We start from the raw sequence: 23,119 nt of genomic DNA, 5'->3' as shown, positions 1-23,119 counted from the left end.
TCATTCTTTAATCGGAAGCTTCAATTTTACGATCGTTCCTTTTCCTTCTTCGCTTTCGAAATGAATGCTTCCGCCGTGATTTTCAATAATTTTAAATGTAACCATTAATCCGAGACCGGTTCCTTTTTCCTTCGTTGTATAAAATGGCTCCCCAAGCTTTTCTAGCACTTCTTTTGAGATGCCCTTTCCCTGATCTTCAAAGGTGATGAATACGCTGTCTTTTTCAAAATAGGAACGTATCGTAATAAAGCCTTCAGCATCCTCCATCGCCTCGATTGCATTTTTTAATATGTTGATGAAAACCTGTTTCAGCTCATTTGAAACAGCGAGAATCTCAGGTAGATCTCCGCTCAGCTGTTTCTCGATCCTTACGTTGTTCAGCACGGCCTGCGACTCCAATACCATGCAGACATCTTCAACAATCGAGTTGACCTGAACCGGATCAAATGTATTCGATTTCGTTTTGGCCAATACGAGAAATTCGTTGATGATTGCTTCAAGCCTGATGAATTCGGACATCATCACTTCCGCATAGTCTTTTTGATATTTTTTGGATTGGATCATCAGCTGGAGAAACCCTTTCAGAGAAGTGAGCGGGTTCCGTATTTCATGAGCGATTCCGGCAGCTAGCTGGCCGACCGCCGACAGCATTTCCGATTTCATGAGCATTTTTTCAGATCGCTTTTGGTTTGTAATGTCCTCGGATATCAGCATAACCTGCTGAACGTTCCCCGCGCTGTCCTCAACAGGAACAAGGGAGATTTGCTCCCACCTGTCCTGCTGCTCCTCATCCTGGTAATTAAGTTCTCCTGACCATGGTTTCTTTTCAAGGACGCGTTTCCAGAAGCGAGTGAGATCCTCACAGTGAAAATGCTTGCGGTAAATATCAAACACATTGCCGCCGATGATGTCATCCTGATGTTTTCCGAACATCCGGCAAAAGCGTTTGTTTGCATAAGTGACCGAACCGTCGACCGAAGTGATCAATATGTTGGCCGGACTTTGATCTATAGCTTGTGAGCTGATATGCAGCGCCTCGTTTGTCATTTTCAGCTCAGTGACATTCGTGAATGTGACAACAATGCCTTCAACCATGTTTCCCGATGTATAATAAGGGATCATTTTTACGGCATACCAGCCGCCGTCTGGCATTTCAAACTCTTTTACGACCGTCTTGTTTTCATATAGCGTGCGCCTTAAGTCATCGGCATACCCTTCATACTTAAACCTCTCTGTCAGCTTATCGGCAGGTCTTGAAAGGTCCTCGTTTTTCAGGTCGAACATATTGGCGGCTTCTGGAGTAAATAATTTCAATTTCAATTCCTGATCCAAAAAAACTGCGGCGATGTTCGTGCTGGTCAGCAGATTGTTCATATCATTTTTAAGGGTGTTCAGCTCGTTCACTTTCTTTTCAAACGCCCTGTTGAGCGCCGTCAATTTTCTGTTTTCCTCCTGCAGCTTTTGATTTGCGGACACTAAAGCATCGTTGGACGCTTCGAGCTCTTTTACCGTCCGGTACAGATGTTGCAGATGAAGCTGGCCGTCCTCTCCGCCGGATACCGGCGCGTTGGCTGCCCCTTCTTGTGCTTTTTCGATAAACAGCACATAAAGCTTGTGATACTGGCGGAAGAAACATTTTAATCTCAAATGAACAAAGGATAGTTCTCCGCTTAAATAAATCGGGACGTTTTTAAACGATACTTCTTTTTTCTCTTTCTTCGCCCGCTGTAACGCGGCATTGACCTGTACGGATAAGCTCGCGGGAAAAACCTGATGAATGCTGCCTTTTGAGCTTTTCAAATATTGATCAGCACTTTCCGAGGACGCGACAATTTCTCCCCGGTCATTCAGAATCAGACAAGGAAACATATACTTGTCGATCAAGGAAAGATAAATATCATCCAGCCTATGAAAACCACTCAGTTCATTGATTTTTTTATATACTTCTGTTTGCACCTTTGGATACACAGAATCATTACCAAATAAACCTGACTTTTTTCCAACCGTCTCACTTGAGCCCAGCATTATAAAACTCCTCCTTTTCTAAGTGCAAAATCAAAAAGGAAAACACCTTTTTTGCATTTCATGATGATTGGCAGCTGAAATCGTTTACGGAGGGAGAATCCTTTACAGATCACGCAGGGGCAATAAAAAGTTGCAGGCATTAGAAGCCAGATGCTTTCATGCCGATATCGAGCCGGGCATTGCTATTCAATTGTTTTTCGGTCGTTTCTGAACAAAAGGTGCATGAGCACACAGACCGACATTGTCTTTTATTCTTCCGGCAGCCTTTATTTGAATCCGGCCATGTTCCGGCCCTATTGTTTTTCGGATATCAGATATCCATATACTCACCGAATTCCTCTAAACTGCCGGAAACACGCGTGAACTTTTCATCATCGCCCGGCAGATTGTGCTCCGTTTACAAAGGTGCGAGGGATTTCAAAATCGGCCTGAATTTCCTCTCCTAATACTCAGTTTGGCGCCAAGATGACCGTTATCCCCATTTTCGACCAATGATATGATGTGCTGTCTTGAATACAAGACCCCCATAATATTTTCTTCTGAACTAAACTATTCGACGGTTAGAATAAAATCCCTTTAAATCCAGATTATCGATTATTCCTTTTTTGAATAAACATAGCGGCAAAAACGAAATATAATAGTTGAATTACATTTAAGGAGGATACGTTAGAGTGGAACAGCAAAACCAGCCGCAAATGCAGATCAATCAAGGCAATGAAGGTATGCAGCATATGAATCACGGGGGGCACGAAGTGTTCGACATGCATGAAGTGCTGTCCGGAATGATCGGCGTCCTTGAGCAGTATATGATGTTCAGGGAGCATGTCAAAGATCCGGAGCTGCTCGACATTTTGGACAGGCAGCATCGGTTTATTTCGTCTCAGTACAACATTACGACAGAATGTTTCAGAACGGGGCAAAAGCCGAGTCAGGAAACGGCAACGTATATGATGAAAGAGGACCGCAAATTCGTCTACGGTTTAAAAGATGCCCAGCCGAAACAACCGAAGCAATCTGTGCAGGCTATTGATGACGCCTGCATCAGCAGCTTTATGCTCGGCTTGATGAAAACTTGTTGTTCGTCGCTGGCCATGGCGGCTCCCGAAGTGACAAACCCTGTCTGCAGAAGGGTTCTGGCAGACCAGATTCCTCACTATATCGAAATGGCTTATGAAATTTTCCTTTATCAAAACAAACACGGGTACTATCAAGTTCCTCAGCTTGCGCCGCAAGACATGCAGAAGATGACTTCAGCATTCGCTCCGGTGCAAGGTCAGCCGCAAATGCCTCCAAGCGGGCAGCAGAGACCTATTCATTGATCATGAAAACGGCATTGAAGATGAAACTTCAACGCCGTTTTTTTCGCTTCGTATTTTCGTTTAAATTCTTTCTCAAAACCTGTCAACGACTGGCCGACGGCGGCCTTAAATCCGTCTGCAAAACTTCCCCGCTCAGCCGTTTCCTCGATAATGTCGAGGATGACGCCCCTTCCTTTTTTCTCCGCAAGCTCTTCGATCAAATAATAACTTTGCAAATAAATATCGGTTTCATATCCAGTCCGGGCTTTTTGCCATTGCCGGTCGGTCTTCAGCTTGCTCAAGGGGACGACTGAAGGCAAAGTCCGGATTTCTATCGCGTCATGAGCAGAAGCCCATTCAGCTACTCCTTCGTGAAACCAGAGCGGATAAGTTCCCGGGTCGGCATTCAGTTCTCTCAGCTTGACGTGAAAAGCATAATGGGTATACTCATGCACCAGCACCCGTTTGTACAGGAAGACGGCGAATCCCTCGCCGTTATTCAGATGCTTCCTCTCCTCGGGCAAAAGCCCGATCATCCTCATATCGTTTGAATAAAATCCGGTTATATCCTTTAATTTTGAAAATGACTCCATATCATCGCGGTTTGAAAAAAAGATCAAATCAACGCTGTCTTGAAGAGGACTGACAAACAGTTCCCGATTCATATCAGCGGCATCCCGAAGCGTCTCCTTTGTCAGCTCCAGAATCGGCCTATCTTTTTCAGCGTAATAAATGCTGACACTTTCATATTTGACCATTTCCAGCGATTCTTTCAGTTTTTCTTTTTTTCCCGAAAGCACAGCCGCCTCAGGGCTCTCTTGGCTGAACACGACAAAAATGGCCAATAACAGAGCGGATAGAGCGCCCGCCATGATTAAAACAAAGGCTGCTTTCATCTCCCCCGTCACTTATTATCCCTCCATCCGCATCATACTTTTCTGTACTACACTCTATGCGGGATGATTCAGGAAGTGCCCTGTCTGAAAGCAGCCAATAAAAAAAGCCGCGGATTGCGGCTTTTCATTATCTTTGATTCGGAAAAATTCTGTTGATCGTTTCACCAAATTCTTCAAAAAGTCCTTCGATCGGTTCGCCATTTTGAATTCTGTCGCCATAGTTTCTCATCCGGTCAACAAAGTCAGGGTTTGCCGAAACGAACACATTGTTGATGTTATTGTCTGTTTCTTTAACCTTTTTCGAGATTTTCCCTTTCAGCTCATTCGTCAAGTTGCCTTTCGGATTGCCTTTCAAAACGACCGCGACATAAGCGTTGCGGTTTGTCGTAATCACGTTTGCACTACTGACTTCTTTAAGTTCCGCCACTTTATCTGCGGCTTTATCCGCCACTTCCATATTATTGTCTTCACGATTGGCATCGCGGTTGTCTGTCACATTCATTCGGTCATTGACATTTCTGCCGTCATTGACATTCGTAGCGTCGTTATCTCTGTTTGTTACATTTTGAAGCGCATTGTCCTGATTGCGCCGGTTGTTATCTGCCCCTTGGTTTGCCATGCCGCATCCGGCTGTGAACAGCAGCGGAAGGAGCAAAGCAGCAATCGCGCCTTTTTTCATATTGAACATTAAAATTGCCTCCTTTAATGATTTACGTATAGTTTTTTTCTTTTTCGTGTTATTTATTTGTCTAAAATATATTTTTTATACGCTTATTTTGTTATGATCATAACGGACGAAAAAATATCCAAATAAATCCGGAGGTGTATATGAAATGGAAAAAGCGGATAGCATTTTGCATGCGCTGCGCATTAAAGACTTTGCGGTACATCCCGATGAGACTCAGCTTATTTTTGATACAAACCTCAACGGAACATCGAACCTGTGGGCGATGGATCTTCCCGATACATACCCGTACCAGCTGTCATTCTTGAATCAGGACTCAAAAGGAATTGCCTACAATCCCGACGGCTCAATCCTTTATGCTGGTTTTGACAATGACGGAAACGAACAAAGCGGACTGTACAAGCTTTCTTTAAAAAACGGGACGTTCCAATCATTAAACGGAAATCAAACAGACCGCCACTTCGCCCCCATCCCTGTGCAAAACGCAGTTTACTACTCCTCTACAAAGGACAATCCGACATTTTTAAATACATACAGATATGATTGTCTCACTGAAAAAGAAGAGCTTATTTTTGAAGGAAAAGACGGAACTTCAATGCTGTCTGATGTAAGCCCGGGCGAGAAAGCCGTCAGCATACATGTCTACTATGTCAACAGCCATTCTGTCTGTATGGTCCATACAGCTGAAGGCGTGACGACAGGAATCTTCCCGGATGAGACGCTGCCTCACATGGTTTATTCTTCCCATTTTGCATCTGATGATCGGTTATTCGTCACGACAAACTACGAAGCCGAGTTCTCATATCTTGCCTTGTACACTGTTTCATCCGGTATTTTTACGCCGGTGCTTTCGATTGATAAAACTGATTTAACATCCATCCACGCTGACCCGAATGGAACTTTCCTTTATCTCATTGGAAAAAAAGGTGTCAAAGAGGTGATGTATGAGTACAACACAGCAACGGGGCAAAGCCGGCAGATCGATTGCCCTTGCACATCCATTTCGAAAATACACTGCGCCTATTCTGGTACGCTGTACATTCTCGGCTCAACGCCGACCAGGCCGACTAATCTCTACGTATTAACGAAAGGACAGTCAAAATGGCGGCAATTAACGAAACATTCGGTTCCGGGTTTCTCCGAACAGGAGCTGTCTTATCCTGAAGTTGTGACATATCCTTCTTTTGATGGCCTGCCAATAGAAGGACTGCTGTTTAAGCCCTCCCCGGTAGAAGCGAACGGCTGGACGATTATTTGGCCGCACGGCGGACCGCAAGATGCAGAAACCTTTATGTTCTACGATCTCTTTCAACTCGCTGCAAAAATGGGTTACCAGTTATTCGCTCCTAATTTCAGGGGATCAGCGAATTACGGTTATTCATTCTTTAAAATGGTTGAACAAGATTGGGGAGACGGGCCGCGCCTCGATATGACCGCGGGCATCGACTGGCTTATCGATCAAAAGCTTGCAGACCGCGAAAAACTCTTTTTAATGGGCGGCAGCTATGGAGGATATATGTCGCTTTTGCTCCACGGGAGGCATCCTGAGTATTTCCGCGCCGTCGTCGATATATGCGGAGTCAGCAACCTGTTTTCGTTCGTCAAAACCGTACCTGATTTCTGGCAGCCGATGATGGAAAAATGGGTCGGCAATCCGGAGCGGGATTATGAAAAAATGAAAGCCGATTCTCCTGTTACATATCTGGAGAATATGACTCAGCCGATGCTGATCATCCAAGGCGCAAACGATCCGCGCGTCGTAAAGGAAGAGTCCGATCAGGTCGTCGATCAGTTGAGGAACATGGAGCGGAATATCGAGTATCTCGTTTTGGAAAATGAAGGGCACGGTTTTTCCAAAAAAGAAAATAAAATGAAAGTCTACCGCGCCATTTTCGAATTTTTTGAAAAGCACCGCTTATATCACGCGGCCAAGGTTGAAGAATAAAACCGATCATGACTGGGGATGGTATACGTAAAAAGGAGGTTGACCCTTTGTTTAGAAGAAGATCTGGCATCCATCCCGCTGTATTAGTTTTAGGATCAGCTGCATTAACCGCGGCTTTTTCTCCCGAAATCCGCAAAAGATTGACCGGCATGTTCGCGAATGGCATGAGAGGACGGCAGCAAGGAAGCGGCCGCAATCAGACGATGATGAATCCGGCTGACATGATCAAGCAGGCTTTTAATCCGGGAGGACAATCACATGAACACCGCCAGTCAGGCCATACGGCAAATGACCAGCATCAATCAAGCCATATGACTGCTCCGGTGAATGTCATGAACGATCAGGCTGCAGCTCAGACGATGTTCGATGACGATCAAAGCTATTCATAAAAAACGGCCCGCACGAGCTCTCAAGCTGTGCGGGCCGTTTTTCTTTTACACTTCTGCTTCAATGATATTTGTACGGTCTTGGTACGTGTCTTTTTCAAGCTCATTTGTCACTTTGCTCGTGACAAGTCCTGACGTCATGCTGCCGCTGACATTGAGAGCCGTACGCCCCATGTCGATCAGCGGCTCAACAGAAATCAGAAGTCCGGCAAGCGCTACAGGCATGTTTAATGCCGAAAGGACGAGAAGCGCTGCAAAGGTCGCACCTCCGCCGACGCCTGCCACTCCGAAAGAGCTGATCGCAACAACTGCGATAACCGTGAACAAGAATGACGGATCAAGCGGATTTTGGCCGACAGTCGGCGCGATCATGATCGCGAGCATTGCAGGGTAAATGCCGGCACATCCGTTTTGACCGATGGACAGTCCGAAGGATCCGGCAAAGTTCGCAATGCCTTCTGGAACACCAAGGCTTCGCTGCGTTTTAATGTTCAGCGGCAAAGCGCCTGCGCTTGATCTTGATGTAAACGCGAATACAAGAACTGGAAACGCCTTTTTCAAGTATGTGACAGGATTTAAACCGCTGAATGTAATGAGCAGCAGGTGAATGATGAACATGACGATCAGCGCCGCATATGAAGCGATGACAAATTTGCCGAGTTTGGCAATGCTGTCGAGGTCGCTCGTTGCAATCGTTTTTGTCATGATCGCCAATACACCGTAAGGCGTCAACCTCAGAATTAAGGTGACCACACGCATAATGATCGCATACACGGCATCAACCATTTTTTTGAAAAGTTCAGCTTGTTCAGGCTGTTTTCGGTTGACCCCGAGATAAGCGATCCCAAGGAAAGCCGCAAAAATAACAACTGCGATCGTTGATGTCGGTCTTGCTCCAGTAAAGTCTAAAAACGGATTTCCAGGAAGAAGCTCGACAATTTGCTGCGGAAGCGTTTTGGCTTCCATGTCCTGCGATTTCTGTTCGAGTTCCGCCCCTCTCATTGTCTCCGCCTGGCCTTGGTCCACATGGACGGCCTGCAGGTCGAAAGCAAGCGCGGACGCGATACCCACCGCAGCAGCGACGGCTGTCGTCGCGATTAAGAGCCCGATGATCAATCCGCTGATTTTTCCGATATTGTGCGTCAGCTTAAGCTTTGTAAAAGCACCCAAAATCGAGATGAATACAAGCGGCATAACGATCATCTGCAAAAGCTTGACATAGCCGCCGCCTGCGATATTAAACCAATCAGAAGTCTGCGTAATCGTTTCTGAAGACGAACCATATATAAAATGCAAAGCGAATCCAAAAACAATTCCGATTCCCAGAGCGGTAAATACCCGCTTAGAAAAAGAAACATGCTTTTTTTGCATCATATAAAGGAGCGCCATCAGGCCGAGCATGACGATAATATTAATAACAACAAATAATGTCATGATAACAAAAGCACCCCCAGAATTTTTTACATTTAAAAACTATAGTACAACAAACCTGATTGGTCAAGTAGGAATTATCGATGTATTTCAATATATGACCCGGGAAGCAATTGCGCGACTGACATTTTATTCGCCGATGTCTTTTAGAGGAACGAAAGTCGGCAGCTGTGCTCCGTCAAATTCTTTTTTAATCAATTCAGCAGTGTCGTCTGCTTGATACAGCTCGACGATCTTTTTCAAATCTTCGCGATCCCGGTCTTCTGTTCTGGCCGCAATAATGTTGATGTACGGTGTCGCTGTTTCATCTTCCAGTTTGATCGAATCTTTGACAGGATGGAAGCCGGCGTCAACCGCTATGCCGTTGTTGATGACGGATGCAGCGACATCGGCAAGCACGCGCGGCGTTTGCTCTGCGGCCACCGTTGTGATTTTGAGTTTTTTAGGATTTTCTTTAATTGCATCAAGCGTTCCATTTCCGTCAAATCCGTCCTTTAATTGAAGCAGGCCGGCGGACTCCAGCAGAAGCAAGGCTCTGCCCATGTTCGTCGCTTCGCTTGGAACGGCAATTTCCGCGCCGTTTGGTATATCGCCAGGCGAATCATATTTCTCGGAATAAATGCCCATCGGAGCGATGATCGTTGTGCCGACCGGCGATAATTCAAGGTTGCGTTCCTTTTTGAATGCATTAAAGTAGGATATCGTCTGAAAAGCGTTGGCGTCAATGTCGCCGCTCGCCAAAGCCTGGTTTGGCTGAACATAGTCGGAGTATTTGACGATTTCAAGCTTTAAGCCTTCTTTTTCGGCTTTTTTCTTCACAAAGTCCCAAATTCTCGTATCCGTTCCGCTGATGCCGATTTTAATGGTTTTCGCATCAGAGTCTGCCGCGCACCCCGCGATCACTGCCGCAAGCAGCAGGAAGATCACAACACATGCAAATTTTTTCATAATAGCCGTCTCCCTCTCTGTCTATCTTCTTCTCAATTTTTTTGACAGAACGTTTCCGGATGTCTGCAATCCTTGCACTACGATGACGAGAATTGCAACCGTGATGATCATCGTCAGCGTGTCAAATCTTTGATAGCCGTATGTGATCGCCAAATCCCCAAGACCGCCTGCACCAATCGCACCAGCCATCGCCGACGCCCCGACCAATCCGACCGTTGCCACCGTAAAACTCAGCACAAGCGAACCGAGCGCTTCTGGAATCAGAAACCTGAAGATGATCTGTCTCGGAGTCGCTCCCATTGCTTCAGCGGCTTCAATGACTCCCGGATCCACTTCAAGCAGAGAGTTCTCGACGAGTCTAGCGATGTAAGGCCCCGCATAAAAAGTCAAGGGAACAATCGCTGCCGATGTGCCGATCGACGTCCCTACAATCAGCCTTGTCACTGGAATTAAAGCAACCATTAAAATGATAAACGGGACGGACCGGAAAATGTTAATGATCATATTGACAAACGTAAAAACTGCCGGATTCTCAAGCAGATGCCCCTTTCTTGTGACTACCAGCAAAATGCCGAGCGGAATGCCGATCACGCTTGAAAATAAAAGCGAAAAAACCGTCATTTGAATCGTCTGAACCAGTGCGTCAATGATTTGGTCATATGTAACTAGCATGCTTATACCTCCCTGATGCGAATGTTTTCCCTGCGTATATATTCGAGCGCCCGCCCGATTTCACCATCTTCCCCCTGCAGCTCGACCGTCATGCTGCCAAACGGAATTCCCTGAAGCTCTGTAATCGTTCCGTGCAGAATGTTGACTTCTACGTCATACCGCTTTGACACTTGAGAAAGAAAAGGCTTCCCAGAAGATTCGCCGACAAATTGAAGCTGGTAGAGGTGCTTCAGATTTAATTTTTGAATCGATTCAGGTATCTCGTGGTCGATGGCTGATTTGACAAAGCTTTTGGCCGTTTCGGTTTCCGGCGCGGAAAATACGTCAAACACACTGCCGGATTCAATGATTCTTCCTTTTTCAATTACCGCAACTTTGTCGCAGATTTCTTTTGCCACATTCATTTCATGAGTGATTAACAGAATCGTGATGTTATATTGTTCATTGACGCGCTTCAGCAGCTTCAAAATATCGCCGGTCGTCTGCGGGTCAAGCGCTGATGTCGCTTCATCACAGAGCAGAACCTCCGGATTTGTCGCCAGCGCCCGGGCAATCCCGACGCGCTGCTTTTGTCCGCCCGAAAGCTGATCCGGATAATCGCGGGCTTTATCCTCAAGTCCGACAAAACGGAGCAGCTCCGTCACTTTTTTCTTTATGTCGGCTTTCGGTGTTTTAACAAGCGCAAGCGGCTCAGCGACATTAGCGAAAATCGTCTTTGAATTTAACAGGTTAAAATGCTGAAAAACCATGCCGATCTTCCTTTTCACAGTTCGTATCTCAGCTTTCGACAGGGACATTAAGTCTCTTCCGCCGACGAAAACCTTTCCGGCCGTCGGTTTTTCAAGGAAGTTCACACAGCGGATCAGCGTGCTTTTTCCTGCGCCGCTGAAGCCGATGACGCCGTATATTTCCCCTTTATCCACATGAAGGTCGATTCCATTGAGCGCATGGACCTTCTGTCCGCCGCTTTCATAGACCTTTTCAACGCCTTCAAATGTAATCATGATGATCTCCTCCTCTTTTAGGGCTAACAAAAAAGGCTTCCTCTTAAAAAATAAGAAGAAGCCTTTGACGACACAAAGTAAATAGAGTGAGTCCGCTCTCTTCTTATCTTCCAAGCCCGTACGGCTTGTTGGATGTGGCACAGTATTCTGCTGTATGCAGAACCCGCTGCCGAGGTTTCACAGGGCCAATTCCCTCCGCCTCTCTGAATAAGAAGTATAGTTGCATGAAGTTTTACCTAACTTTACAGCTTCTTTGAAATGTTGTCAATCAGATTCGTGAAAATTTCAAAAACTCCCTTTTTACTCATTGTTTTTCACCCTGAGCATTAAATTTCACTTTTTTTAAAAAAATTGTGTTTAGCAGTTGTAATTTCGTTTAAACACTGGTAAAGTAAAGGTAATTATTTTTGTTCGAACTATCTTTAAGAAGAAAGTTTTGTAAGAGTTTTCGTCTTGGAAGTTTGTTTTAGAGCAAGAATAGTGAATTTAAGCGTTATCGCTTTAGGAGGAAATTTCATGCTAGAAGGTAAAGTAAAATGGTTTAACTCTGAAAAAGGTTTCGGATTCATCGAAGTTGAAGGACAAGACGATGTATTCGTTCATTTCTCTGCTATTCAAGGCGAAGGCTTCAAAACTTTGGAAGAAGGCCAATCTGTATCTTTCGAAATCGTTGAAGGAAACCGCGGACCACAAGCTGCTAACGTAACAAAAGCGTAAGCTGTGAACCGCTGATCTTCATACAGGACTGCTGACCGAATGTCAGCAGTCTTTTTATATTTAAAAAAAGCCTGACGCCCGGAAACCGGTGTCAGGCTTTTTTTAAACGTATACCGCTTATGAAGCGATGTCTCTCTTTGTGAATACAACAAAGGCGAGCACATGAAAAACGATAAAATAGACAGCCAGCATCACAATCGAGAATCCCAGCGTCATGTCTGAAACAACCGGAGATCCGTCAAAGTATTGAGTGAGGTCCGTGTTGGCAAACAGGATGTATTTCGCCCAAGCAAATTTCGTCGCGAGCAGGCCTGTCACCGTTCCGCCCATAACCAAAAGGAAAATCGAAATACCTACGGCGAGCGAGCTGTTTCTGAAAACCGCTGAAATCATAAAGGCCATTGTCGCCATCATCAAAAGCGAAATCGAATTCAGCAAATAGCTGCCGGCCAAATGCAATAGCAGGCTTTTTTCTTCAACCGTTCCACCGACATACACCAAGTGAACCTGGCTGCTGTCGCCTGCCCCGAATAAAGCAAGGCCTGTGATCCCTGCGCTTGCGAACAGAATGAAAAGCAAAGCCAATGCGAAAAGCAGGACCGTAAAATATTTTGCCAGCAGGATTTTAAAGCGGCTGATCGGCCTGATGACAAGCAGCTTCACCGTTCCCCAGCTGAATTCATTCGCAACGATTCCCGCCGCCACCGTGATTACAAACAAACCGGCGAGCGAGATGAGCCCGCTCGTATCGCTGATGAAAGACAGAGCTGAATAATCCCCATCTGCCGGTAAATCGTGCTTGATTCGATACTCATTAATTGCGATCGACTGTTCATAATTTTTTTCAAGTGTTGGATTGCTGTTCCCTTTAAGCTGTTCCTTCATGTCCTTATTTTCCTGCGCCAATTCCTTTTTCCAGTCCGTGTTTTGGTCTGTCTCTCCGATCGTCTTTGTGAGAACGCCCAGCCCGATGACAGCTAACAGCAAAATTCCGATCATGACGTATGTGCCTTTTCGATTAAAAATTTTGATCCATTCATTTACGATGAGATTAAACATGCTGAGCTTCCTCCTTATCTGCGGTGATTTCCAGGAATCGGTCTTCCAGCGATTTGTTCACAGCCTTCACTTCATATAAGCGAACACCGCTGTCTGTCAAGTGTTTAATCAAATCAGGCACTTCATCCTTTTGAATGCTGAGCTCTATCCCGCCTTCCGCTTCGTCAACCTTCACCTTTCTGAAAGCAGCCGCTTCCCGTGTGAGAGCCTGGGTGTCGTCCGCTTGAATATAATAGCGCTTCTTCTCATCCCGAGCGGGTCCGTGCACATGCTGAATATCCCGGAGCTTTCCGTTTTGAATAATGGCGATCCTGTCGCACATCAGCTCCATTTCTGAAAGCAGGTGGCTTGAAACGATGACCGCCATTCCCTTTTCTCTCGTCAGCTTTCTTAAATAGTCACGGATTTCCCGGATACCTGCCGGATCAAGCCCGTTCGTCGGCTCATCGAGAATCAACAGCTTTGGATCGTGCAAAAGGCTTTGGGCAAGGCCAAGCCTTTGTCTCATTCCTAACGAATACGTTTTGACCTTGTCGTTGATCCTGTTTTTCAATCCGACGAGCTCGACGATTTCGTCAATTTTCTTTTTCGTCACGCCTTTCGTCATGCGCGCGTATTGCTGAAGGTTTTGGTAGCCCGTTAAAAATTTATAAAGCTCCGGGTTTTCAACGATCGCTCCGATATGCCGTGCAGCCTTTTCAAAGTTTTCTTTTACGCTGACGCCGCACACGGCGATTTCACCGGCGGTAATGCTCATATGTCCGACAATCATCCGGATCGTCGTCGTTTTTCCGGCGCCGTTCGGCCCCAGGAAGCCGAATATCTCGCCTGCCCGCACGTCAAAACTCAAGCCCTCGATGATCTTTTTCCCCCTGATCGTTTTTGATACATTTTTTAATTCCAAAAGTGTTTCCAATGTTTCTCCTCCCGCTTTTTCAATTTTTTTCTTTAATAAACCGTTTCAGCCATTCCAAAAGCGACATTCCGGATTCCTCGCGCAGCTGTTCGACATCCTTTTTTGCTTCAATTCGGCCATTTAAGACGACATCCAATATTTGTTCAATTTCATAGGTGGCGATGGCGATTGTCTGCTTGTCAAGCTCCAAATATGTAAGAAGGCTTTTGACTGTCGACTCCCTCACCATCGGAGACCGGATGGTTCATCAAACAGCACGACCGCTGCATCGCTCGCCAATGTGAGCGCTAGCTTCAGCCTGCCCCGGTTCCCTTTGGAAAGCTTGCCGATTTTTATATCCCTGTCGATTTTTCTTGTCCTTTAACAGGTTCCACGCTTTGTTTATACGGAAATCGGAAAAATTGGTTTCATAATAGTGAATATATCCTTGACCCGAAATGGACGCAGAACATATCAAGCTCTGTTAAATAGAGACGTTCTTCGTCTCCTTTCTGGCTGTTCATCATGAAATTTGAAATCAGCATTTAAAGAAATGCTCCAGAATCTCTGCACTTTCTGGAATAAGCCGCTCTTGATGAACAGCGCCTCGAATAATCCATAAGCATCGTAGATCAACAAGGAAATGTCCCGGATGATTTTTTGATAGCCGAATATTTTCTGAGCGCTCATCTATCGTTCGAAAGAACATCACTCATGTGGAAAAAAACACGCAGCCTAAACAGACAGCGATATTGACGAGAAGCAAATGACGCGGAAAACAGGCTGTTGCTGCTTCGGATCAGAACGTTTCTGACAATCAGCTCGAAAATGAATAAACGGCGCGAAATATCAATTGGTATACAACAGCAATAACGCATTGTTGTTCGAATTTATAACTAAAGCTGCGTCTTCCCTTCCAGACCGAGCTGTATCAGAGTACTGCATCAGTAGTGCGGGGGGAATCGGAAGTAATATTGCAAAAAAAGCGCAAATAAAAAAGCAAACCCGCTGGTGCCCAGCGAATTTGCCTTTAATCCTGTTCCCGTTTTTTCATGGATTTTAATGCGTTTCGGTAATCCATATCGTCCATTTCCGTCTTCTCGGGATATTTTTTTTCCTCTTTTGGTTGTTGAAGTTTTTGCAGGATCGCCCGATAGGTTTGATCATTCATTTCGAACGGATCTTGCTGATCGGCTTTAACCTGCTCAGGCTCTTCTTCTTCCTGAACCTGAGGAATGCCAGCCGCAGATGCAGCTTTATCCTCATGTTCGGGTTTATCCTGAGAAGACGCCGACCGCACATTAAATACCACCAGACCGATAATGACGAGGACAGCAGCGATGATGGTCAGTATAATGGTCATGTCAAATCGCTCCTCACTGTCCTGCTGTAAAGCGGTCTGTCACCTGGGCGACGCGTCTGCCTAAAGCCCGGCCCAGCTCCAGGCCTTCCTCGCCGATCAATTCGTCACTGTCGACAGGACACGTGATGCCTGCACCGTAATAAGACCCGTATAAAGCATTTTCAGGTACATTTCCAGGCAAGCCGACGACCATCATGCCTTGATGAAGCATCGGTGTTATTAAGTTGAGCATTGTCGCCTCAAGACCGCCGTGGGTCGTCGCCGTTGTGCAGAAGACTGCGCCGATCTTATTGATCAGCTTTCCTTCCGCCCAAAGGTAGCCCAGCCTGTCGATCCAAGTTTTTAATCCGGAGCTGATTGTACCGAAATGGCCCGGGCATCCCCAGATGATAGCGTCCATTTCTTCGAGCTTTCTAATATCCGCCTGGCTGACATGATCGATCCGCACGTCTGCAGCATCATGTTCCCCCGCGCCTTCTGCAATGGCTTCAGCCAGCTTTTTCGTATGCTCGCCTTCACTGTCGTAAACAACATAAATTTTCATGTCAGAACCTCCTCATTTTAAGATTCTTTCGCTTCTTTAGGAGCCGGAAGCAATGTCAGCTCCTGCGCTTTGTTCTTCCTGCGCAGCTTGTCTTTTCTGACATCCCTCAAAAACAGGCTGAGAACGAGACCGATGACACAGAACCCGGCCGCCCACATAAACGCGTCATTAATACCCATGACGTTCGAGTTGAGCTGCGCCTGTCCGGTCAAATATTTCACGACATATTGTTGTGCTTGTTCGAGAGATATATGCATCGATTGCGCGGTTGACTGAATCGTTGACTGCAATGTGCTCATAAATGACGGATCAGCCGTATTTGTCTGATCGGCCATTGATGCATAGTGGAATGTCGTACGATTCGTATAAATCGTCGTGATCAAGCTCGTTCCGATCGAACCGCTGATTTGGCGAAGCGTATTCGACATCGCCGTTCCGTGGCTGTTTAGATGCTGCGGAAGCTGGTTCATGCCGGCAGTCATAATCGGCATCATCAGCATAGACATCCCAAACGCCCGAATCGCATAGATCAGCACGATGTACATATACGGCGTATCGATCGTAAGCGTCGTAAATTCGTAGGTCGTCACAACGGTGATCAATAAACCGACAATCGCCAGCGGCCTTGGGCCGACTTTATCAAATAAAATTCCTGAGATCGGCGACATCACAAGCATGACGAGTGCGCCCGGCAGCATAAGAAGCCCCGACTGAAGCGCTGTAAAACCGACCAGGTTTTGCAAATAAATCGGAATCAGGAACATTCCGGCATACAAAGCAACCGTAATGATGGCGTTGATCACGCTTGACAGTGAAAACATATCGTATTTGAACACTCTGAAGTCAAGCATCGGTTCTTTCGATTTCAACTGCTGGATGATAAAAGCGGCAATGCCGATTACACCGATCACAACTGTAGAAAGTACGATCGGATCATCCCAGCCGTCTGAGCCGGCTTCGCTCACGCCATACAGCAACGCCGCAAATCCGACGACTGAAAGAATCGCGCCTGCTGTATCCAATTTGATTTTTTTAGGTTCCGTCATATTTTTAAATAGGAAAAAACCGAAAATGATGACGATGACACCAACCGGCACAAGGCTGTAAAACATGATCCGCCAGCTGTAGTTTTCAATGACCCAGCCGGATAGAGTCGGACCGACAGCAGGAGCAAACATCATCGCAAGGCCAAAGATCCCCATTCCTTTCCCGCGGCTTTCCGGAGGAAAGATAAAGAGAATCGTCGTCATGACCAAAGGCTGAAGTATGCCTCCGCCGACTGCCTGAATGAGGCGTCCGGTTAACATCGTCGAGAAATTAGGCGAAATTCCGCATATCAGCGTTCCGGCCGTAAACAGCAGCATGGCCGTTAAAAACAGGCTCCGTCCGCCGAACCGCATAATCAGAAAGGCTGATAAAGGAATCAAAACGCCGTTGACAAGCATATATCCGGTTGTCAGCCATTGAATCGTTGTGGCGCTCACATTGAACTCTGTCATGAGATGAGGCATCGCCACATTCAGCAGCGTTTGGTTTAAAATGGCCAGAAACAAGCCGGCCATTAATATGATAAGCAGTGACATATTTCCTTTTTTCTGAGAAGCCACTTATGACATCCTCCTTTCGCTCGTTTTTATTTCCCCCGGTTATTTTGAAATTTTCACGGATGCGTTCATTCCCGGCAGCACTTTGTCAGACGGGTTTTTGATTGAAATTTTCACAGGTACTTTCTGCGTTACTTTCGTGTAGTTTCCGCTTGAATTGCTTTGAGAAAGCAAGTCAAATGTTGAGTTTGTCGCATAGCCGATTTCTTCGACATTTCCTTCAAATGTAGTGCCTGAATCACCGTCAACGACGATATCGACTTTGTCCCCTTTTTCGATGTCTTTCAGGTCGTTTTCTTCAATGTTAGCAGTAATGTACAGATGATCCATGTCGATTGTTTTCGCAAGCGTTTGACCGGCTTGTACGATCTGGCCTTCCTTCGCTTCGTTTTTGACAATCGTTCCGTCCATGATCGACTTCACGTCAACCGTTTGTTCCCCTTTGATTTTCGCTGTTTTTTCGTCCTTCGAAACTTTTGATCCTTCTTTCAAATCCCAATCTGCGAGCTTCCCTGATGCAGGCGCCGTAATATCGGCCATCTCGCCTGCCACGTGCGCTTCATCGGTTTTCACATAGCTGATGCTGTCATAATAGAAATACGCACCTCCTGCTAAGATGGCAAGCACGATGATGAGTCCGATAATGTTCGTCGCAATTAAACGTCCTTTGCTCATGTTTTATTTCTCCTTTCATATCCTTATATTTTGGGTGAAGCCGGTTTGAACGGCTCCCTCGGTTTTGCTTTTCCTATTTCCTGCTCAGCAGCTTGCGGGACGTGTACTGAATAAGTTGTTCAAAACTGAGCAAGAAAGATCGGAAACGGTAAATTTGTTTTTACCTCTGCACAACAAAATAAATAGTTAACAAGATTAAATATTAGTTAAAGTAATAAAGAATGTCAATAACCTTGCACTTAAAATTTTGATTTAAATATTTTCCAAACAAAAAACCTCCGGCAGCGGAGGTGGAGAGACCCAAATAAATGAGACAAGGAAAAAACACCCCCTGAATCGTATTAATACAATATGATTCTTAGGAGGGTGTTTTTCTATGGGCACAAGAGTACATTACGCAGAAGAAGTAAAATGGGAAGTAATTAAAATGAAACAAGCTGGAATGACAAACAAAGAAATAATGGAACAACTGGGGATAAAAAATAAGACTCAAATTAAAACATGGATGCGATGGTACAAAACAGGCCAAACCTATCGATTTTCGCAACAAGTTGGAAAACAATATTCCTACGGTAAAGAATCGGAGGAAATGAGTGAGCTAGAAGAATTAAAACTAAAGAATAAACAGCTAGAGGCTCAATTGGCAATTATAAAAAAGTACCAGGAGATCGAAAGGAGTTGGAGCCACGAGTCATTGTCCAAGTTGTAGAAGAACTCTCAGCCACTTTTAAAATAATTGATATTCTTGGAGTATTAGGCATACCTAAGTCAACATATTACCGTTGGAAAAAGAAGTATAAAAAAGTTGAGCTAACTTCATTAGAAGAGCTAGTAATCAAGCTGTGTAAGAAAAACTTCTATCACTATGGTCATCGTAAAATTAAATCCATCTTAAACAGAAAGTATGGGATAAATGTAAACCGCAAAACTGTACAAAAAATTATGCAAAAGTTTGAGATTCAGTGTCAAGTTAAGAAGAAGCGACAAAAGTACATTTGTGGTGAGAGTAATATTATTGTGCCGAACACTCTCAATCGTAATTTTAAAGCAAGCCGATTAAATGAAAAATGGGTAACCGACATTACCTACTTACCTTATGGCTCGACTATGTTATATTTATCAACGATTATGGACTTATATAACAACGAAATAGTGGCTTACAAAATAGGTACGAGCCAAGATATTAACCTAGTATTAGACACATTGAGGGAAGCTGTAGAATTACGTAAACCAGTAGGGTTACTTCTTCATAGCGACCAGGGATCTGTCTATACTTCACATGCATATCAGAATTTGGCCAAAGAAAAAGGCATTACCACAAGCATGTCTCGAAAAGGAAACTGCCATGATAATGCCGTCATTGAATCCTTTCACTCCTCGCTAAAGTCGGAAGGATTTAACGCTCAAAGTAGAGCATCTATATCCAATTCTAAAGTAGTACAAATTGTAAATCAATACATGTATCGATATAATCATGTACGAATTCAGGCAAAATTAAACTACCTGTCCCCACTGGAATACAGGGGACAGGCAGCATAGGTGTTTTTTCTAAGTCTCATTTTAACGGGTCAGTTCAGAGGTTTAATTCAGGTTTTTTCATGTATATTGGTGCCGTTCTTCATTGTTGAAGAAGCTCTTCAGAGCCTGAAAAACATCGGCTTTCTGTTTCAGCACATAATACTTGAATTTTTCATTTTTAATATTTTTGTAGGCTGACATTAAAGTTGAATGTCTGTTGTACTGGTTGACTTCGCCGTAGCAAAATATATTCGCTTTCTCCATAATCTCTCCGACAAGCTTGACGCACCGCGCGTTGTCGGATGTCAGATTATCGCCGTCCGAAAAATGAAACGGATAAATGTTATAGCGTGTCGGATGGTATTTGTCTTCGATCAGCTCGAGGGATTTGCGGTATACAGATGAACAAATTGTTCCCCCGCTTTCCCCTTTCGAAAAGAAATCTTCTTCTGATACCACTTTGGCCTCTGTATGATGGGCGATAAACTCGATATCGACCGTTTCATACTTTGTCCGTAAAAAACGTGTCATCCAAAAGAAAAAACTTCGCGCCATATATTTTTCCCAAACGCCCATCGATCCGCTCGTATCCATCATGGCGAGCACAACGGCTTTTGATTCAGGCTTTACAGAGTCATTCCACGTTTTAAATTTTAAGTCTTCGGGATAGATCGGATAAAACGACGGTTTTCCAGTCATTGCGTTTCGCTTAAATGCGCTGAGCATCGTTCTTTTCTTATCGATGTTGCCCGTCAAACCCGTTTTGCGGATATCGTTGAATTCAATATCTTCGACAACGATATCATCGCGCTCTTTCTGTTCTAAATTCGGCAGCTCCATTTCGCTGAAGAGCGCCTCTTCCAAATCGATTAACGAAACTTCCGCTTCATAATAATCTTCACCGGCCTGATCGCCCGCTCCCTGGCCTTTGCCGGCGCCCCGCTTATCAGAGCCGTCCCTTGCGACGATATCTCCTACTTGGCTGTCGCCGTCTCCCTGGCCGGCATGTTTATTTTTATCATAGTTATAGCGGATTTTATACTCATCCAACGAGCGAATCGGAATTTTGACAATATCTTTGCCGTTGGACATAATGATGCTTTCTTCTGTAATCAGGTCAGGCAGATTGTTTTTGATCGCGTCCTGCACCTTTTTCTGGTGACGCTGTTGGTCATCATACCCTTTTCGGTGGAGGGACCAGTCTTCCTGAGAAATAATAAAATGGCCATTGTCTTTATGGGACATGAATTCCCCTCCTTATTGATAATCCCCTTAAATGGCTTCGGTTTATAGGTCAAAGTCCTGCGGATGCAAGTCTAAAAGTGTTTATTGTTATCTTATGCAGGTGCAAATAACTTTTGACAAACAATTTTGAAAATGGGACAAAAGGACCCGCCCTTCTCCGGACGGGTCTTCAAGCTACCGGTTTAATAAGCTTCCTACATATTTTAAGAGGTCGTTTGCGCTTGTCGAGTTGTAGCCGTGCTCATCAATGAGACGGGCGACGACCTCGTTGATTTTCTTGAGCTGCTGTTCGTCCGGCGTTTTTGTCGACGTCGTGATTTTGACGACATCTTTCAAGTCTGCAAACAGCTTTTTCTGAATCGCTTCCCTGAGCCGCTCATGGGAATTATAATCAAATCGCTTCCCTTTTCTTGCATAGGCAGAAATGCGGATGAGAATTTCTTCTCGGAATGCCTTTTTCGCATTTTCGGAAATGCCGATTTGTTCTTCTATTGACCTCATCAGCTTTTCATCCGGATTCATCTCTTCTCCTGTCAGCGGATCGCGGAGCTTAATTTTATTGCAGTACGCTTCGACATTATCAAGATAATTGTCCATCAGCGTTTTCGCCGACTCCTCATAAGAGTATACAAACGCTTTTTGGACTTCTTTCTTCGCCATTTCGTCGTACTCTTTTCTGGCGGCGGAAATAAAGTTCAAATAGCGCTCGCGGTCTTCTGCCGAAATCGACGGATGCTGGCCGAGTCCTTCTTTTAAAGAACGGAGGACATCGAGCGCATTGATCGACTCCATATTTTTGCGGATGATCGTCGACGAGATCCGGTTGATGACATAACGCGGATCGATTCCGCTCATTCCTTCATCAGTGTATTCTTTTTTCAAATCCTCGACATCGACTGAATTGTATCCTTCAACGCTCTCTCCGTCATACAGCCTCATTTTTTTGACGAGATCAATGTCTGACCTCTTCGGCTCCTTCAGCCTTGTCAAAATTGAAAACATCGCGGCCACTTTTAGCGTGTGCGGCGCAATATGAACATCAGACACATCGCTTTCAGCGATCATTTTCTCATAAATTCTTTCCTCTTCCGATACTTTTAAATTATATGGAATCGGCATGACGATAATCCGCGAATGGAGCGCCTCGTTTTTCTTATTGGATATAAATGAACGGTATTCGGTTTCATTCGTGTGGGCTACGATCAATTCATCCGCTGAGATGAGCGCGAACCGGCCCGCTTTGAAATTCCCTTCCTGTGTAAGCGATAAAAGGTGCCAGAGGAATTTTTCATCGCATTTCAGCATTTCCTGAAATTCCATCATTCCTCTGTTCGCTTTGTTTAATTCTCCGTCGAACCGGTATGCGCGCGGATCGGATTCCGATCCGTATTCGGCAATCGTCGAGAAATCAATGCTTCCCGTCAGATCGGCGATATCCTGCGATTTAGGGTCTGACGGACTGAACGTGCCGATCCCCGTCCGTTTATCCTCTGAAAAAAAGATTCTTTCAACCTTCACGTCTTCTATTCTTCCGCCGTATTCCTGTTCAAGCCTCATCATGTTCAACGGGGACAGGTTTCCTTGAATGCGGATGCCGTATTCATTGTAAAAATCGTCCCGCAGATGCTGAGGGATTAAATGAAGCGGATCTTCATGCATTGGGCAGCCCTTAATCGCATAGACAGCCCCTTCATCTGTAAGAGAGTATGCTTCAAGCCCCCTTTTCAGCATGGTGACCAAAGTCGATTTCCCCCCGCTGACAGGCCCCATCAAAAGCAGGATTCTTTTTCTGACATCAAGGCGTTTCGCGGCCGGATGAAAGTATTCTTCAACAAGGCGTTCCAAAGGCTCTTCAAGACCAAACAGCTCTTTGTCAAAGAAGCTGTATACTTTTTTGCCGTCTTTCTCTTCAATGCCGCTGTCTTTAATCATATTGTAAACGCGGGAATGAGCAGATTGCGCGACAGTCGGATTTTCTCTTACGATTTCCAGATATTCAGCGAAGGTTCCTTCCCATTTCAGACGCTGCTCTTCCTCTCTATACTGTTCAATCTTTTTTAATATATCCATAAGAACCTCCTATATGATGATAAATGCAAGGTGCCAAGTGAATCACTGTTACATTCACTCTATGCGAAGATGTCCCTTTAGATGCTTTTCATATGAAAAATGAAATGTACTTTCCTCGAATTGACAAGGCTGGAGCAAA

General features: G+C 45.0%; 22 protein-coding genes and 1 riboswitch. Of the genes, 5 read left to right on the top strand and 17 right to left on the bottom strand.

The window, feature by feature from the left end; genetic code table 11:
• Positions 1-2,025: an ATP-binding protein gene (locus H7F26_RS11400; protein ID WP_003180059.1), complete on the bottom strand. Its 2,025-nt coding sequence runs from the start codon at positions 2,023-2,025 to the stop codon at positions 1-3.
• 671 nt (positions 2,026-2,696) lie between these two features.
• Here H7F26_RS11400 and H7F26_RS11395 point away from each other — a divergent pair.
• Positions 2,697-3,344, top strand: a complete 648-nt coding sequence (locus H7F26_RS11395; RefSeq protein WP_003180057.1) for a spore coat protein — start codon at positions 2,697-2,699, stop codon at positions 3,342-3,344.
• Here the strand turns inward: H7F26_RS11395 and H7F26_RS11390 are convergent.
• Together H7F26_RS11390 and H7F26_RS11385 are read right to left on the bottom strand one after the other, a co-directional pair.
• Complete coding sequence (locus H7F26_RS11390; protein WP_003180055.1) at positions 3,338-4,231, bottom strand: gluzincin family metallopeptidase; 894 nt, start codon at positions 4,229-4,231, stop codon at positions 3,338-3,340. The two genes, H7F26_RS11395 and H7F26_RS11390, sit on opposite strands and share 7 nt — an antisense overlap.
• Positions 4,232-4,346: 115 nt before the next feature.
• Entirely contained in the window at positions 4,347-4,907 is a 561-nt protein-coding gene (locus H7F26_RS11385) for a YhcN/YlaJ family sporulation lipoprotein (RefSeq protein ID WP_003180053.1), read from the bottom strand.
• A 145-nt stretch (positions 4,908-5,052) separates the two neighbouring features.
• Here H7F26_RS11385 and H7F26_RS11380 point away from each other — a divergent pair, with 145 nt between their 5' ends.
• On the top strand, positions 5,053-6,849 hold the full coding sequence (locus tag H7F26_RS11380; RefSeq protein WP_003180052.1) for a S9 family peptidase: 1,797 nt from the start codon (positions 5,053-5,055) through the stop codon (positions 6,847-6,849).
• A gap of 47 nt (positions 6,850-6,896) precedes the next feature.
• The gene (locus H7F26_RS11375; protein WP_003180050.1) at positions 6,897-7,238 is read left to right on the top strand and encodes a hypothetical protein; all 342 of its coding nucleotides are present in this window, start codon (positions 6,897-6,899) and stop codon (positions 7,236-7,238) included.
• 45 nt (positions 7,239-7,283) lie between these two features.
• On the opposite strand, the gene H7F26_RS11370 is transcribed toward H7F26_RS11375, so the two are convergent.
• The 4 genes from H7F26_RS11370 to H7F26_RS11355 all read right to left on the bottom strand — a co-directional run bounded on the left by H7F26_RS11370 (position 7,284) and on the right by H7F26_RS11355 (position 11,290).
• Positions 7,284-8,672 (bottom strand): L-cystine transporter, encoded by a 1,389-nt coding sequence (locus H7F26_RS11370; RefSeq protein ID WP_025805528.1) that lies wholly within the window; start codon positions 8,670-8,672, stop codon positions 7,284-7,286.
• A gap of 123 nt (positions 8,673-8,795) precedes the next feature.
• Positions 8,796-9,614: a MetQ/NlpA family ABC transporter substrate-binding protein gene (locus H7F26_RS11365; protein ID WP_003180047.1), complete on the bottom strand. Its 819-nt coding sequence runs from the start codon at positions 9,612-9,614 to the stop codon at positions 8,796-8,798.
• Positions 9,615-9,635: 21 nt separating this feature from the next.
• Positions 9,636-10,286 carry a methionine ABC transporter permease gene (locus H7F26_RS11360; protein ID WP_003180045.1) on the bottom strand — a complete coding sequence of 217 codons (651 nt, stop codon included), beginning with the start codon at positions 10,284-10,286 and terminating at the stop codon, positions 9,636-9,638.
• A gap of 2 nt (positions 10,287-10,288) precedes the next feature.
• Positions 10,289-11,290, bottom strand: coding sequence for a methionine ABC transporter ATP-binding protein (locus H7F26_RS11355; RefSeq protein WP_003180043.1), 1,002 nt, complete (start codon positions 11,288-11,290; stop codon positions 10,289-10,291).
• A 100-nt stretch (positions 11,291-11,390) separates the two neighbouring features.
• Positions 11,391-11,504, bottom strand: a riboswitch (SAM riboswitch).
• 302 nt (positions 11,505-11,806) lie between these two features.
• Here H7F26_RS11355 and cspB point away from each other — a divergent pair.
• Positions 11,807-12,007, top strand: coding sequence for a cold shock-like protein CspB (gene cspB, locus H7F26_RS11350; protein ID WP_003155376.1), 201 nt, complete (start codon positions 11,807-11,809; stop codon positions 12,005-12,007).
• Positions 12,008-12,124: 117 nt separating this feature from the next.
• Here the strand turns inward: cspB and H7F26_RS11345 are convergent, their stop codons facing one another.
• The 8 genes from H7F26_RS11345 to H7F26_RS11315 form a co-directional block, all read right to left on the bottom strand.
• The gene (locus H7F26_RS11345) at positions 12,125-13,066 is read right to left on the bottom strand and encodes an ABC transporter permease (RefSeq protein ID WP_003180041.1); all 942 of its coding nucleotides are present in this window, start codon (positions 13,064-13,066) and stop codon (positions 12,125-12,127) included.
• Positions 13,059-13,982, bottom strand: coding sequence for an ABC transporter ATP-binding protein (locus H7F26_RS11340; protein ID WP_003180039.1), 924 nt, complete (start codon positions 13,980-13,982; stop codon positions 13,059-13,061). The genes H7F26_RS11345 and H7F26_RS11340 overlap by 8 nt, the downstream gene beginning before the upstream one ends.
• A 19-nt stretch (positions 13,983-14,001) precedes the next feature.
• Positions 14,002-14,211, bottom strand: coding sequence for a hypothetical protein (locus tag H7F26_RS11335; RefSeq protein ID WP_003180037.1), 210 nt, complete (start codon positions 14,209-14,211; stop codon positions 14,002-14,004).
• Positions 14,205-14,279, bottom strand: coding sequence for a hypothetical protein (locus tag H7F26_RS22235; protein WP_350314102.1), 75 nt, complete (start codon positions 14,277-14,279; stop codon positions 14,205-14,207). The genes H7F26_RS11335 and H7F26_RS22235 overlap by 7 nt, the downstream gene beginning before the upstream one ends.
• Positions 14,280-14,991: 712 nt before the next feature.
• Positions 14,992-15,324: a hypothetical protein gene (locus H7F26_RS11330; protein ID WP_003180034.1), complete on the bottom strand. Its 333-nt coding sequence runs from the start codon at positions 15,322-15,324 to the stop codon at positions 14,992-14,994.
• A 13-nt stretch (positions 15,325-15,337) separates the two neighbouring features.
• Complete coding sequence (locus tag H7F26_RS11325) at positions 15,338-15,868, bottom strand: NAD(P)H-dependent oxidoreductase (RefSeq protein WP_003180033.1); 531 nt, start codon at positions 15,866-15,868, stop codon at positions 15,338-15,340.
• 17 nt (positions 15,869-15,885) lie between these two features.
• Complete coding sequence (locus H7F26_RS11320) at positions 15,886-17,451, bottom strand: DHA2 family efflux MFS transporter permease subunit (protein WP_202604285.1); 1,566 nt, start codon at positions 17,449-17,451, stop codon at positions 15,886-15,888.
• A gap of 63 nt (positions 17,452-17,514) precedes the next feature.
• Positions 17,515-18,147: an HlyD family secretion protein gene (locus H7F26_RS11315; RefSeq protein WP_003180031.1), complete on the bottom strand. Its 633-nt coding sequence runs from the start codon at positions 18,145-18,147 to the stop codon at positions 17,515-17,517.
• 376 nt (positions 18,148-18,523) lie between these two features.
• On the opposite strand from H7F26_RS11315, the gene H7F26_RS11310 reads away from it, so the two are divergent.
• A protein-coding gene (locus H7F26_RS11310; protein WP_085959889.1) for an IS3 family transposase occupies positions 18,524-19,686 on the top strand; the annotation gives its coding sequence in 2 pieces (ribosomal slippage) (positions 18,524-18,800 and positions 18,800-19,686; 1,164 coding nt in all).
• Positions 19,687-19,743: 57 nt separating this feature from the next.
• On the opposite strand, the gene yhbH is transcribed toward H7F26_RS11310, so the two are convergent.
• Positions 19,744-20,910 (bottom strand): sporulation protein YhbH, encoded by a 1,167-nt coding sequence (gene yhbH / locus H7F26_RS11305; protein WP_003180030.1) that lies wholly within the window; start codon positions 20,908-20,910, stop codon positions 19,744-19,746.
• 174 nt (positions 20,911-21,084) lie between these two features.
• A complete protein-coding gene (prkA, locus tag H7F26_RS11300) occupies positions 21,085-22,980 on the bottom strand; it encodes a serine/threonine protein kinase PrkA (protein WP_009328994.1) in 1,896 nt (631 codons plus the stop codon).
• Positions 22,981-23,119 lie beyond the last annotated feature (139 nt).

It is taken from the genome of Bacillus sp. PAMC28748, from assembly GCF_014250415.1.
GTDB classification, from domain to species: Bacteria; Bacillota; Bacilli; order Bacillales; family Bacillaceae; genus Bacillus; species Bacillus licheniformis.
This window is presented reverse-complemented; position numbering and strand designations above follow the sequence as displayed.

What these genes read in the sequence shown, in the direction of transcription:
- H7F26_RS11400 (WP_003180059.1), bottom strand. Translation starts at nt 2,025, where the DNA reads ATGCTGGGCTCAAGTGAGACGGTTGGAAAAAAGTCAGGTTTATTTGGT.
- H7F26_RS11385 (WP_003180053.1), bottom strand. Translation starts at nt 4,907, where the DNA reads ATGTTCAATATGAAAAAAGGCGCGATTGCTGCTTTGCTCCTTCCGCTG.
- H7F26_RS11380 (WP_003180052.1), top strand. Translation starts at nt 5,053, where the DNA reads ATGGAAAAAGCGGATAGCATTTTGCATGCGCTGCGCATTAAAGACTTT.
- H7F26_RS11365 (WP_003180047.1), bottom strand. Translation starts at nt 9,614, where the DNA reads ATGAAAAAATTTGCATGTGTTGTGATCTTCCTGCTGCTTGCGGCAGTG.
- H7F26_RS11360 (WP_003180045.1), bottom strand. Translation starts at nt 10,286, where the DNA reads ATGCTAGTTACATATGACCAAATCATTGACGCACTGGTTCAGACGATT.
- H7F26_RS11355 (WP_003180043.1), bottom strand. Translation starts at nt 11,290, where the DNA reads ATGATTACATTTGAAGGCGTTGAAAAGGTCTATGAAAGCGGCGGACAG.
- cspB (WP_003155376.1), top strand. Translation starts at nt 11,807, where the DNA reads ATGCTAGAAGGTAAAGTAAAATGGTTTAACTCTGAAAAAGGTTTCGGA.
- H7F26_RS11345 (WP_003180041.1), bottom strand. Translation starts at nt 13,066, where the DNA reads ATGTTTAATCTCATCGTAAATGAATGGATCAAAATTTTTAATCGAAAA.
- H7F26_RS11335 (WP_003180037.1), bottom strand. Translation starts at nt 14,211, where the DNA reads ATGGTGAGGGAGTCGACAGTCAAAAGCCTTCTTACATATTTGGAGCTT.
- H7F26_RS11330 (WP_003180034.1), bottom strand. Translation starts at nt 15,324, where the DNA reads ATGACCATTATACTGACCATCATCGCTGCTGTCCTCGTCATTATCGGT.
- H7F26_RS11325 (WP_003180033.1), bottom strand. Translation starts at nt 15,868, where the DNA reads ATGAAAATTTATGTTGTTTACGACAGTGAAGGCGAGCATACGAAAAAG.
- H7F26_RS11320 (WP_202604285.1), bottom strand. Translation starts at nt 17,451, where the DNA reads ATGTCACTGCTTATCATATTAATGGCCGGCTTGTTTCTGGCCATTTTA.
- H7F26_RS11315 (WP_003180031.1), bottom strand. Translation starts at nt 18,147, where the DNA reads ATGAGCAAAGGACGTTTAATTGCGACGAACATTATCGGACTCATCATC.
- yhbH (WP_003180030.1), bottom strand. Translation starts at nt 20,910, where the DNA reads ATGTCCCATAAAGACAATGGCCATTTTATTATTTCTCAGGAAGACTGG.
- prkA (WP_009328994.1), bottom strand. Translation starts at nt 22,980, where the DNA reads ATGGATATATTAAAAAAGATTGAACAGTATAGAGAGGAAGAGCAGCGT.